The sequence below is a fragment of the Shewanella oncorhynchi genome, from assembly GCF_012584455.1.
In the GTDB taxonomy this organism is placed as follows: domain Bacteria; phylum Pseudomonadota; class Gammaproteobacteria; order Enterobacterales; family Shewanellaceae; genus Shewanella; species Shewanella oncorhynchi.
This window is the reverse complement of the sequence record NZ_JABAEB010000001.1, coordinates 353,032-366,426: the sequence shown is the minus strand read 5'-3', so window position 1 is coordinate 366,426 and position 13,395 is coordinate 353,032. Positions and strand designations below refer to the sequence as shown.

Below are 13,395 nucleotides of genomic sequence, written 5' to 3'. Positions count from 1 at the left end.
GCATCCTGATGTGAATCTTGCAGGTTCAGTCTAGGCTAATTCACCTTTTGTCATCTGCATGTCATCTAAACTTCATCATTCGGTCAAAGCCCCCCACTAAGCTCATATTCGTTAACAGCCTAATGGGGTGAATACGAGATGACAGGATTTAATTTCAGGAAACTTGAGAGGTCTACGCGGGAAGAGATAAATGACCCCAGCCTTTCTCCTCCCATCTTTAATCGCTCAACACAAACGCCAACATTAGCACCAACATCCTCAAATCAATTCAATTGTGCCGCGATTACCCCATCCGCATTAACTTCAGCCCATACAGCAAGCATCACAGTTAACGCCCTCTGGTTGTCAGATATCCATTTAGGCTGTAAGGATTGCAAGGCTGACTACCTGCTCAGCTTGCTTGAAACCGTGCGTTGTCAGCACTTGTATCTGGTCGGTGACATAGTCGATTTATGGGCGTTGAAACGTAAGCTGCACTGGCCCGATAGCCACAATAAGGTACTGCAGAAATTCATTGAACTGGCACAAAACGGCACCCAAGTGATTTATCTGCCGGGCAACCACGACGAACTGATTAAACCCTACGCCGAGCTAAGCCTGTGGAATATTAAAATTGCCCGCCAACATATTCACCACGGAATTGGCGGCCATAAACTCTTGATGCTCCACGGGGATCAGTTTGATGCCGATGTGTGTGTCGGCCGTTTCTACGCCATATTGGGCGACCATTTATATGACCTATTATTGTTCCTCAATCGCAATCTCCATAGCTTGCGGGAACGCTTAGGTTACCCCTATTGGTCACTGGCAAGTTATATCAAGTCCAAAGTGGGCAAGGCTCAAGCCGCTATTGGACATTACCGTCAAGCAGTACTCAACTATGCCCAGCACTTTGATGTTGACGGTGTGATCTGCGGTCATATCCATCAGCCCGAACTCTCGACTCACCCCAGAGCCGCCCAATATTACTCACCACTCAGTCCCCCAGAAAAGAGGCAGATCATCTACGCCAACGACGGTGACTGGGTCGAAAACTGCAGTTTAATCACAGAAACCTTAAGCGGCGAATTACAACTTTGCCGCTGGAACGAGCAAACGCTCAAGCTCGATATTCTCAACAGTATAGCGCTGGTACAACAGCCGTCTGAGACGCACAAAGACAAGCAACAAAAAACGGCAGCGCAGCAAATGCCAAACACAAATACCGGCGAAACTCGCCCAAGGGATGTTGCCTAACACTATGAATCAATTAAATAACGCTATGGAATACAATGAAAAAACGCTAAACAGCAACCTTAGCCATAACAAGCATACTGTGCCGTTTAAGGCGAATAACATGATTTTTACCGTTGATAATGTGGTTGAACAAAATCTACCAGCGATCAATGACAAACCTTGGCTCGCTAAACCTGCCAAGGCCATGCTGCGTTACCTGCTCAATGAAAAACAGTGCAACGATATCGCCAGTCAATATACCTATTTACAGGGCGTAGACTTTGTCGAACAAATGCTGGCGAGTTTTGACTTTAGTTTTACCGTGCCCGCCAACGAAATAGAAAATATTCCCTGTGAAGGCCGAGTGGTCATATTCGCGAACCATCCTATAGGTTCACTCGATGCATTAGCGCTCATCAAACTCATCAGTGAAGTTCGCCCTGATATTAAAGTCGTCGCGAATGAACTCTTGATGGCGCTGGAACCGCTGCACTCAATCCTACTGCCGGTGCGCAATATGACTGGTGGCACACCGAAACAACATTTAGAAAAAATCCACCAGCACCTGCGTAACGAAGGCGCAGTGCTGATTTTTCCGTCGGGCGAAGTCTCGCGTCTGCGCCCTAACGGCGTGCGTGATACCCAATGGCACTCAGGCTTTTTAAAGATGGCGATTTCCTGCAATGCGCCCCTACTGCCAATATTTTTAGATGCCAAAAACTCTGCCACTTTCTACGGCGCATCTATGATTTACAAGCCACTTGCGACACTGCTGCTAGTGAAGGAAATGTTCAAGCAGGCTAAACGTAATATGCCGATCCGCATTGGCGAGCTCATTCCCAATGAAGCCGTACGCTCAATGGACTTTCCACTCAAGACCAAGATAAAACTGCTTAAAAATCACTTGTATCGTATTGGCAAAGATAAAGATCCACTGTTTATCACACAGAGCGCTATCGCCCACCCCGAATCGCGACGTGAACTGCAAGCGGCACTGCAACAATGTGAACTTCTAGGGGAAACGCAAGATAACAAGTTGATTTATCTCTACCAACACCACGACAGTAATCCCATCATGCGGGAAATTGGCCGCCTGAGGGAAATCGCCTTTCGCGCCGTAGGTGAAGGTTCGGGCAAGCGCCGCGATATCGATAAATACGATTCCTACTACCAACACTTAGTGTTGTGGGATAAAGAGCAGTTTGAAATTATCGGCGCCTATCGTTTTGCCAGTGGTGAGCAAGTCTTAGCAAAATATGGCGACAACGCACTCTACAGCCAATCCCTATTCCAATACGCCGACAGCTTTATGCCCTTTGTGAAGCAAGGGTTAGAACTCGGTCGCAGCTTTGTGCAGCCTAAATATTGGGGTAAACGCAGTTTAGATTATCTGTGGTTTGGCATTGGGGCTTATCTCGCCAAGCATCCTGAATATCGTTATCTATTTGGCCCTGTGTCTATCAGTAATCAACTGCCTGGAAGTGCTAGGGAAATGCTAGTGCACTTTTATGCGCGGGAATTTGCACCTGCGCAGCAGATGGCAGTTTCCATGTCACCCTTTGGCTTATCTAAATCCCAAAAAGCTAAGTTAGATGACTTGTATTTCTCCGAGGATTATCAGAGTAACTTTAAGCAACTCAAACAAGTGCTCGCGAGTATGGGGGCGGCCGTACCTACGCTCTACAAACAATATGGTGAACTGTGTAAAGCGGATGGGGTTAAGTTTCTCGCCTTTGGTATCGACGCCGACTTTGGCGATTGTATCGATGGCTTAGTACTGGTGGACACCCACAAACTGAAAGGTAAAAAGTATCAACGCTACATAGGTGCACACTTGCCCGAATCGGAGCGGATGCCAATCACAGCGGATGATGAGCCAGAGGTCCAAGATCTTTGAGTTAAAACTTTGTAATGGGTGTTGGCTAAACTTGCACCACTCTGTTATAAGTAACTGTAATGCAGCGCATTAACAGAGCGCATCTTAGGATGCGCAAGCTTAACAGGGGATCATCATGCCGATCATTATCGCCGATATTATGAGTACCCGAGTCGTCACGGTTGAAATGGACGATCGATTAACTGTGGCGAAGGAAATCTTCGACCAAGCGAGCTTTCATCACTTGTTGGTCGTCGATGAGTACCAACTTGAAGGCGTGTTATCGGAGCGGGATCTATTGCGCGCGATTAGCCCGAACTTGGGCAGTAGCGCGGAAACCGCAAGAGACTTAGAAACCCTACAAAAACGTGTACATCAAGTGATGACGCGTAATCCGGTTACCGTCGCACCTCACATCAATTTAGACACGGCCACCCGCATGTTATTAGATAACAATATCGGCTGCTTACCCGTATTAGAGGACGGTAAATTGGTTGGGATTGTTACTTGGAAAGACTTATTACGTGCCTATTGTGAATACAGGACACAAAATCAAAGCGAGTGCTAATCCTAAGACTGCACTCGCTTCTGTTCTCAATAACTCAGTTTAAATCACTCAGTTTACCTAACTTAAATCGCCCAACCACCCATATAAAACACCACTAAACCTAAGGTGATGGCAAGCACGCCTAACTTCAGTTTACGCCATTCGCCACTGCAAATACGGCCTACCACCAGTGTCACAAAACCCAACATAATACCGGTAACGATATTACAGCTTAAGATGATAAACACAGCGCAGGTTAAGCCCGACATGGCATCAACTTTATCGTCAAAGTCGAGTTTCGCCACATTACTCAGCATCAACAAACCCACATACATCAAAGCAGGCGCTGTCGCATAGGCAGGCACTAAATAGCTTAATGGTGCTAAAAACATCATCAATAAAAACAGTACGCCAACTATGGTAGCCGTTAAACCTGTCTTACCGCCCGCTGCAGTACCCGCCGCCGACTCGATATACACAGCCGCTGGTGCACCACCGACTAAACCTGCCACCATACTGCTGACTGAGTCTGAGGTTAAGGCTTTACCGCCGCCGACAATATTGTCGTCTTTATCGAGTAAATTCGCTTGCCCAGCCACAGCACGGATAGTGCCGGTCGCATCAAAAATCGCCGTCATTACTAACGCTAATACGATAGGCAAGACCACAGGATTAAAGGCACCCATAATATCGAGCTGACCAATCAGTGAATGCTCTGAGGTAAAATCAGGTAAAGCGAACAAGCCTTGGTATTTAACGCTCGGATCGAACACTAAACCAAATACCGATAGCGCGATAATCACCAACAAAATACCGCCAGGTACACCGCGGCGCTCTAAACCAATTGTCGCCGCTAAACCTATAACGGTAGCGATAACAGGTAAACTGTTAATGTCGCCTAACTTCACAGGTAAGCCTGCGCTATTGGCCACAATCAACTGCACACTGTTAGTCGCAATCAAAAGTAAAAACAAGCCGATACCTATGCCTGTACCGTGGGCTATGCCCTTAGGTAAATTCGCCAGCACCCACTGGCGAATACCTGTCACACTCACAAGTGTGAACGTCACGCCCATTAGGAAAATAGCGCCTAAGGTGACTGGAATCGACATTCCCTGACCTAGGACTAAGCTAAACGCAGTAAAGGCAGTGAGCGAAATCGCGCAGCCAATCGCCATAGGTAAGTTAGCCCATAAACCCATGAGTAAAGAACCAAATGAAGCAATTAAACAGGTTGCAATAAACACGGCACCGGGATCAAATCCCGCTTGGCCTAACATGTTAGGCACCACAATCACTGAGTAGACCATAGCGAGGAAGGTTGTGAATCCCGCAATCACTTCTTGGCGAACTGTGCTACCACGTTGTTGAATAGAAAAATAACGGTCCAGAAACGAACCAGAGGATACGGCTGTTGAACTCAATTGCTCAGACATAATGTTGTTATACCTTGTGATCTCTTAAAATGGGGTCGGTACCAATTACCCTAAAACGCAATTGGCGACGCTGGCTGCGGCAGATTAGAGCCCCAAATCCATCAGACTTGGGTGAGAGATCCACATCATTTTCCTACTGTGGGAAAAATCCATGATCTGCAAGCAGTGATGCCTCGCGATGATTAAAAAGCCATTAACCATGTAGACGCAGCCGTTGTTGGCCGCGGATGATACTGGAATCTCCCAAAGATAGCTAAGACATCGCCTACACTTCGATAAAAAATTAGCGGCAAAAACTGAAATCTGTTGTTTAAAAAAACGCCTAAACCTATGTAATAACTGCTACTTAATATCACATTAATCACGATAAGAGTCTGCCAGTGCCGCGTAAACGTACGCTAACTTCACCCCCTCCTTCATCTCCCAATATTAGAATATGGCAAGTCAACCAAACCTTGATACTTAGTGTATTGATACTTGGCGTATTAACGTTTCAGGGGTTGTTGTACAAGGAGCCACACTTACGCTTTATGTAACGAACACCTCGTCATTCACACCGCCTGCGTGAATATGCGATCTTGGTAGCTTTATTGAACAAAAAATTACTCTGCTTTTACAGCCACATCAATATGACTTATGCTTAGAGGCACTGATGGGACTACACTTAGCTGACTATGAAAGAAAAAGGATTGGGTATGGACGAAAGGCGTAAGTTTTCGCGGATTCTATTTGCCACGAGCGCACATCTACAACAAGGTGGTGCACAGTGGGAGACGACCATTCTCGATTTGAGTCTAAATGGTGCCTTGGTTGAAGAACCGCAAAATTTTATTAATTCGGGTGATGCTATTACCCTCAGTTTTGCCTTACCAGAATCTGACATTGAGATCCGTATGGAAACTGAGTTGGTCCATCAAAAAAATGCCCAATTAGGTTTGAAGTGTAACTTTATCGATGTTGATAGTATCAGCCACCTAAAACGTATGGTGGAACTGAACCTAGGTGATGCTTCTTTGCTGAATCGTGAACTCATGTTGTTTATCGAAAAACACAATATCACAGCTTAAAATACTAGCTCACAAATACAAACAGCGCCTAATGGCGCTGTTTTGCTTGCTGGTGTTAATCTCACTCGCGTGCATTTGATGCTAAATCGCTTCTAGCGCTTCGGATAACTTAGAAACACCCACCACTTCCATCCCAGCAGGAGGCTTTTTCGGCACATTGGCCTTGGGCACGATTGCTCGCTTAAAACCATGCTTAGCGGCTTCGATTAATCGCTCTTGCCCATTGGGCACAGGACGAATTTCACCGGACAACCCGACCTCACCAAAGGCCACTAAATCGCTAGGCAAAATATCACCGCGAAAACTCGATACCATAGCAAGCAGCAAGGTTAAGTCGGCACTGGTTTCAGTCACTTTTACGCCGCCCACCACGTTAACAAACACGTCCTGATCCGACATCTGCAAACCACCATGGCGGTGCATTACAGCAAGCAACATGGCCAAACGGTTTGCATCCATACCCACAGCCACGCGGCGCGGGTTAGACATGGCTGAGTTATCCACCAGCACTTGCAGCTCCACCAACAAAGGCCGGGTGCCTTCCCAAACCACCATGACAAGCGAGCCAGATGATTCTTCTTCACCACGAGAAAGGAAGATTGCCGAAGGATTGGCGACTTCCTTTAAGCCGCGCTCTGTCATGGCAAATACGCCTAATTCATTGATCGCGCCAAAACGATTTTTATGGGAGCGCAAGGTGCGGTAACGACTATCGCTATCCCCTTCGAACATCACAGAGCAGTCGATACAATGTTCCAATACCTTGGGCCCAGCCAAACTGCCATCTTTGGTTACATGGCCGACCATAATCACGGCAATGCCATTTTCTTTCGCAAAACGGGTTAAGTAAGAAGCGGATTCACGCACCTGCGACACACTGCCAGGGCTCGATGCCACATCACTCATGTGCATCACTTGAATCGAGTCAACGACGATGACTTTAGGCAATTCTTTAAGGGCAACTTCGCAAATTTGCTCGACGCTGGTTTCAGACAACATCCGCAATTTATTGGTTGGCAAACCAAGACGATGGGCGCGCATCGCTACCTGCTGCAACGATTCTTCACCCGTGACATACAGTGCAGGCATTTGCTCGGCCAGATGACACAGAGTTTGCAATAAAAGCGTACTCTTACCTGCGCCTGGATGTCCGCCAATCAAAATGGCAGAACCAGGTACAATCCCACCACCGAGTACTCGGTCTAATTCGCCAAAATGACTCAAGATCCGCGGTAAGGCATTAAGATCGATTTGATCTAATGTCTTCACTTCATTGCTGCTTGCTCCGGCATAACCGACAAACTTAGTGCTGCGCCCAGGCGAAGCTGCACCGAGCCTCACCTCAGTGATCGTATTCCATTCCTGACAAGCGCTACACTGCCCTTGCCAACGAGGAAAGTCTTGTCCACACTCATTACATACGTACGCCGTTTTATTCTTTGCCATAACTCATTAAAATCTGTATAAAATCAATTTAAGTAACTGCGAATACTGCCGACATAAGACTAACAGCCCAATACAAAATAAGCATTAAAAAGAACCCTACATGAGTCTAGATAACCATAGTGCACTCATCGAACAGCTCAAGCCATTGCTCATGGAACCTAACTTCCAAGAGATTTTCCAGCAGCTGACGATAGATGAAACCAATTCGACCCGTTTTCTAGTGAAAATGGAACTCAGTCGTTTGGCTTCACCATGCACGCGAATTATCGATCTCAGGGATAAATCAGAGCTTCCTTGTGTTGAAGTGATGTTAGGTCAACAGCGACATTTTTTAGATGAACCCGCCAAAAACAGTATGCATGAGGCCATGTCACTGTTTCGCAATCAATATACCTTGGGAGTATACGAGTATGTGCTCAATGCTCACCAACAACGTCGGTTAAAGTTGCGCCAAGGTGTCACGCAGGTAGAGGCCGCTGAGTCAGAGCCTTTTATGGTGCCCGGCGTGGTTTTAGGCAGTTATTTCAACCGCACAGAAGAGCGGATGAATTACAGTATTCGCATCGCAGCATCGCAAACCGGCCGTGGTGAAATACAAGGGATAACTGCAGATTTATCCGTAGGTGGTGCCCGTATTCGCCTTGCAGCTAACCATCCCTTCGATCTCGACCATCCCCTAAAAATAAAGTTACTGGAACTCAGTGAAGAGTTTTACTATCCCGATCTCCAGCTCGGTGTTGACTATGAGGTTGTCGATAGCCAAACCAATGGCGAATACATTTGGTTAAGACTCAAGCGCATTGGGGGCAGCGAAGCCTTAAGTGAAATGCTTGGCAATTTAATCCGCGGCTACAAACTGCGTTACAAGGTAGATGTGAATGATGTGATAGTGACTGCATCTGGACTCGGATTTGAGCGTCATTACTTACCCCATCTGCCGCACTTACCTTTATATTTCAATACTCAAACGCAAGGTTTGAGCCACATGCTACTCAGCCGAGACAACCAGCAGATAGTGCATTATTTTCAAGATGAAAATGATGTGAGCCAGTTACCAGCTATGCTGACGCCAAGCCGTTTATCTGAGCTACTTAATCATCCTGAAAATCCCGACCATGGGCTGTTTTTTAGCTTTACCTATAATGCCCAAGGTTGCTTATATTTTTACTCTGCCACCTTAGCAGAGCTTAAAGCTAAGGGCATGATGCCTTTATTTTTAGGCTTTGCATCGACCAAGCCCAGCTGGCGGATCTTCAAAGTCACCCAAGACAAAATTTATCATGACAAGGGTTATCGACGTGCGACCCTCCCCGGAGATGAAGCAAAATTTAGCCCATTGGTCGAACAACAATTATCGCAATTTAGTCATTTGCTTCAGCTTATCGAAATCAGCAACGAAGATACCAGAGGCCATTACAAAGCTTGGCAAGACGATAGTAATGCCAACGCCCTAAAAACCTTTGGTCAACTACGACTGACCACCAATCAAATTAAGTTAGTTTCCATGCAGTTTAGCGAGCGACGCCAAGAAGCGCGTTTCGCCTTTAAAACCTTAGTCAATGTGACTCAAGACAAGCACAAAGCCACGGGCATTACTTTAGATATTTCAAGCCGAGGCATGCAATTAACCTTGGATAATCCTGCAGATTTTTCATCAAATAAACCACTGCTGTTAAGCTTCCCAAAGCTCCAAACCATTGCAGGCAAAACACAGCTAGATAACCTCCCCTACCGCTTAGTGCGTACCCGCAAGAATGGTGTAACCTTGCATTTAACCGCTGTTATGGGCCATACGCCCCATGTTGGGGTCGAATTTTTAAATAAACTTATTGCCCATAACAAAGAAAAATTAGAGCAACTCACCGAAAACAATAGTGAAATCAAAGAACTTGCCGATGGTTTAAAAAATATTTTGATGCATGATTTACATTCTGTGCCCTATTTTGTTGAAAAAACGACAAAATCTGCCCAAGTCGCTTGTTTAGGCGTTGGCACACAACAGGATGAAATCAGCGATATTTTTGCCGCGGGCACCTCAGATACTCTGCAATATAATTTAGCGCCACTGCTAAAAGACGGTTTTTTTAAGCGAGATATTCTCGAACCTATCCGTCAAATGAAACCCCAACAGGACATGGATTTTATTGAAGTGTTTATTCAGTTAATTCGTCAATCTCGCGGAAAAATCTTTTTAAAGTGCACTCTTGCAACTGAAATCGGTGATGTCGAAGCACAGATAACCTTTATCAATCAGAGCAAAGCATTAGGCAGGTTCCTCGCCCTACGCATTTATCGCGGCGCGACAGAGAAGCCAGACATGAACTACCTACGCCGTGAATTGGAATACATTAATATTCATGCAAACCATAAAGCTAAGCAGTTAGAAGAACAGTTATGGCGTGTAATTGGTGTCGGCGAACTGTTAGATATTACCCAAGAAGTCGAATTAAGATACCCAGTACTTCATAAAAAGCAGTCTTAATTGTTCAATACCGCCAGATCAAAACTTAAATACCAATCCCTTATCTTAGGAAAATGATCGCTGGTGGCATCTAAATGCGTCAGCATATCTGCATGGCCATAGTCATGCTTAAAACCATTATCCTTAGAGAGAAGCGTCGATTTAACCCGTTTAAAGCCACACTCTACGACCATATCCGCCACATCTTCTGGGTGCCCCAACACAGTATCGTTTTGCCCTGAGATAAACCAAGCCGGTGGCCAATGAGCGTGCTTTGCCGCTTTCGCATAATCAAACCCATCATCGTGATCGATCCAATCACCCCGCACCCAATCGATACTTTGAACTAATGAGGCGCGACTTTCATTGTCCATACCAATGCGCAGCTTATCGGCGGCGAGGTAACCTTGGCCCATCGCTAAACCTGGCGCTAAACGATTCCAAAAAACATCAACCATTAACCACTTTTTGAAGGACTTAACCCGAATTGTCCGTTTGCTACCGAAAGTAAGCAGTGAACGAACGCTTTGCTGCAGATCAGGGTATCGGGCCAAACTACTCGCCATCAACACACCGCCCCATGAATGGGCACACCAATGCACCTGCAAAGGCGCCACGGCTTTACGAGTCGTCTGCTCTTGGCAGACTTTTTGATGTAAATCGAGAATCGCCTGCTGCACTAAAGGTAACTGCTCGCGGATCACTTCACCCTGCCCTAAGGTAAAATCACGATCAATTTTAGGCAAGCTGAGCCCTCTTCCTGCAGTATCCAGCACATACACCACAAATCCCGCCTTCGCTAAATAACAACCAAGACCACGGCCACTCTGGCTATAAAACACCCGACCGTTAGACATAGCGCCATGGAGCATGAGGATAGGCGTCTTAGAAAAATCAGGCGCAGCCGGTAATAACTGGCGTAGATGCAGTTGACCATCGCGGTACGGCAGGTAGATTGAAGACTGTGAAATGGTCGAAATTGAGCCTTGGGCGAGCTGAGTCAAAATAAGTCACTGGTAGTTTATCAATATCCCTAAACTACCAGCTCATCAATAAAAGACAAGAGTCATTGCTCTAACTCAGTCTCTATCCAGACTTATATTTAAATAAATGAATAACCTAGATTTGTAGCAGATAAGGTAGAACCCGCAGGTCGAGATGGCGAATATTGGCATCCGCCGCCGCTGCCAGCTTAGGTTTGGCATGGAAAGCGATACCAAAATCCGCTGCCATCACCATAGGAATATCATTCGCGCCATCGCCGATCGCGACTCTTTGGCCTTTTGGAATTTGCCACTGCTCACTGCAACGCTCAACCACATCTGCTTTAAACTGCGCATCCACAACTTTACCTGTTACTTCCCCCGCAAGTTTACCGTCAGTGATCACTAACTCATTAGCAAAGGCCGCATCTAAGTTTAGAAGCTGCCTTAAATGGCCAACAAAAGGCGTAAAGCCGCCAGATGCCACCACTAAACGCCAGCCATGGGATTTAAGCTCTAAAAGCATAAGCTCAAGCCCTGGCATCAAAGGCAAGTTGTCGCACAAGGTCGTGATAATACTGGCATCGGCGCCCTTAAGCTGTGCCACACGCTGACGCAGACTCTGCTCAAAATCAAGCTCACCTTGCATAGCACGTTCAGTAATCGCCGCCACGCGCTCGCCAACGCCCGCCATAGCCGCTAATTCATCAATGCATTCAATCTGAATCGCCGTTGAATCCATATCCATCACTAATAAACCGGGCTGATTCAAGCGAGGCAAATCAAAATTGATGACATGCAGTTCAGCTAAAGATTGCGGGAATGCCGCTAACTGCGCCTGAGAAGGCAAATTTACCAGTGCCAACTCGATACAATGTAAACCAACTTGGCGTTCGATATGAGCAATACCGATAACGTTAGACTGAGGTAATTGCGCTATCCATGCCGATATTGTCGCCTCTACCACGGCATCTTGATAAATAATTCGCACACGTGAAACACCTGCGGGGTTTGCTGACTCTTGATAACGTTCAAACACTTGCCCTTGGCGTTCAAACCTTGGGGAATGGTCAGAGACTAACCACAAAAAAAGCGCATCTTGGTTCAAGCTTTCCATCGGACTTAAATTCTCCAACTATCGGGCTCACTCAGAATCAATTATGATTAGGCAAGCGCTCTACATTTTAAGGGTCAAAGTGTTATATCTTAAAGGGCTAAAGAAAAGCCATAAAATCAGTAGACTGATCCAAATTGCCGCCGCCTTCGCCTTAATATTCGGCTTAGTGCAATTGTGGCAGACAAGCCTACTACAAGGTCAGTTGCTTCTAAAGTCCCAAACTCAAAAGATGGCCAGATTACTGGTACAGCAAACCGCTTATGGTGCCGCGCCCGCGCTACAACTGCAAAATGATGAGCAGTTGCAATGGCTCGCCAGCGCTTTAGTGGAAGATCCTAAAGTGATGTCCGCCGCCATCTTCAGTGACCAAGGCATGCGGCTATCCTTCGCTCAAAGCATCACTAAGGATGTAGTTGATCCTGACTCGGAAGAAATGAATTTGCTGCTAAGCAAATATCCTCCCTATGTAGAGCCCGTGATCCAAGAAGGGAAAAATCTAGGTTATGTCGAAGTCAGGCTTGATACCAAGTTATTTTTCAACGAAATCAAAGAAGCCCATAATTTAAACATGGAGCAACAACAAATCATGCTGTTGGTTGCAGGCTTGATTGGTATGTTACTTTCGCGCTCTTTGTCTTTCAAACGTGCCGACTTCGACCGCCGTCGCTTTCGGGTTAAGTTGCGTCAAGCGCCGAAAAAACCTGAGAAACGATCATTAGCTAAAGAGCCATCAGAAAGTGTTAATGATGGTTTGGCGCAAGAGCTAACCGAAGATCAACCGGTGGCTACCACTGATAACCCACAAGAGAAAGCGACTAAGCCCACTAAGGCACCAAAAGCAGTGACAGAGGCAAATACCGATAAGCTCACTCAGACCAGCGTGCAAACTAAGGCCGAAAAAACGTCAGAAAAATCATTGGAATTGCAGGATAATACAACAGTTGAAAACGCGGCAAACGATGCGGAACAAGTGGTACCTGTTAAGGTTAAACCTAAAGTCAAAAGTGTCCGTCGGGTAAAACACGCGACTAAAGCAACAGCCGCTGCGGCCGAAACCTCGACGCCAAAAACACCCAGTGAACCAAGTGATCTCGACACAGATTCAACAGGTTAATCTCGATCTCAATAGATAGGAAAATCACTACACCTAGATAGCTAAGCTCTAGATAAGCCATAAACAACCAATTTCTAATAACCAAACCATTAATAACAAAGTCGAATAGAACAGCCGCTAAAAATTAGCATAA

At 46.1% G+C, this 13,395-nt stretch carries 10 protein-coding genes; 6 read left to right on the top strand and 4 right to left on the bottom strand.

The genetic code is table 11. The features are described from left to right. Positions 1-138: 138 nt before the first annotated feature. The 3 genes from HGO26_RS01605 (at position 139) to HGO26_RS01595 (ending at position 3,659) form a co-directional block, all read left to right on the top strand. Entirely contained in the window at positions 139-1,236 is a 1,098-nt protein-coding gene (locus HGO26_RS01605) for a UDP-2,3-diacylglucosamine diphosphatase (RefSeq protein WP_168822838.1), read from the top strand. Between the two features lie 100 nt (positions 1,237-1,336). Then, a complete protein-coding gene (gene olsF, locus HGO26_RS01600; protein ID WP_486669402.1) occupies positions 1,337-3,112 on the top strand; it encodes a bifunctional ornithine lipid synthase OlsF in 1,776 nt (591 codons plus the stop codon). 115 nt (positions 3,113-3,227) lie between these two features. Next, entirely contained in the window at positions 3,228-3,659 is a 432-nt protein-coding gene (locus HGO26_RS01595; protein ID WP_131523250.1) for a CBS domain-containing protein, read from the top strand. 62 nt (positions 3,660-3,721) lie between these two features. On the opposite strand, the gene HGO26_RS01590 is transcribed toward HGO26_RS01595, so the two are convergent. Continuing rightward, on the bottom strand, positions 3,722-5,074 hold the full coding sequence (locus HGO26_RS01590; RefSeq protein ID WP_105251716.1) for an NCS2 family permease: 1,353 nt from the start codon (positions 5,072-5,074) through the stop codon (positions 3,722-3,724). Between the two features lie 695 nt (positions 5,075-5,769). On the opposite strand from HGO26_RS01590, the gene HGO26_RS01585 reads away from it, so the two are divergent. Then, a complete protein-coding gene (locus HGO26_RS01585; RefSeq protein WP_105251715.1) occupies positions 5,770-6,141 on the top strand; it encodes a PilZ domain-containing protein in 372 nt (123 codons plus the stop codon). Positions 6,142-6,222: 81 nt separating this feature from the next. Here HGO26_RS01585 and radA read toward each other — a convergent pair whose 3' ends face one another. Next, positions 6,223-7,587, bottom strand: coding sequence for a DNA repair protein RadA (radA, locus tag HGO26_RS01580; protein ID WP_006082696.1), 1,365 nt, complete (start codon positions 7,585-7,587; stop codon positions 6,223-6,225). Positions 7,588-7,687: 100 nt separating this feature from the next. On the opposite strand from radA, the gene HGO26_RS01575 reads away from it, so the two are divergent. Further along, a complete protein-coding gene (locus HGO26_RS01575; protein ID WP_168822834.1) occupies positions 7,688-10,069 on the top strand; it encodes a PilZ domain-containing protein in 2,382 nt (793 codons plus the stop codon). Here the strand turns inward: HGO26_RS01575 and HGO26_RS01570 are convergent. Then, on the bottom strand, positions 10,066-11,052 hold the full coding sequence (locus HGO26_RS01570; protein ID WP_168822832.1) for an alpha/beta fold hydrolase: 987 nt from the start codon (positions 11,050-11,052) through the stop codon (positions 10,066-10,068). The genes HGO26_RS01575 and HGO26_RS01570 overlap by 4 nt on opposite strands. A 115-nt stretch (positions 11,053-11,167) precedes the next feature. Beyond that, positions 11,168-12,148 carry a phosphoserine phosphatase SerB gene (gene serB, locus HGO26_RS01565; protein WP_168822829.1) on the bottom strand — a complete coding sequence of 327 codons (981 nt, stop codon included), beginning with the start codon at positions 12,146-12,148 and terminating at the stop codon, positions 11,168-11,170. Positions 12,149-12,227: 79 nt separating this feature from the next. Here serB and HGO26_RS01560 point away from each other — a divergent pair, with 79 nt between their 5' ends. Next, entirely contained in the window at positions 12,228-13,262 is a 1,035-nt protein-coding gene (locus tag HGO26_RS01560; RefSeq protein WP_168822827.1) for an AhpA/YtjB family protein, read from the top strand. Positions 13,263-13,395: the final 133 nt, after the last annotated feature.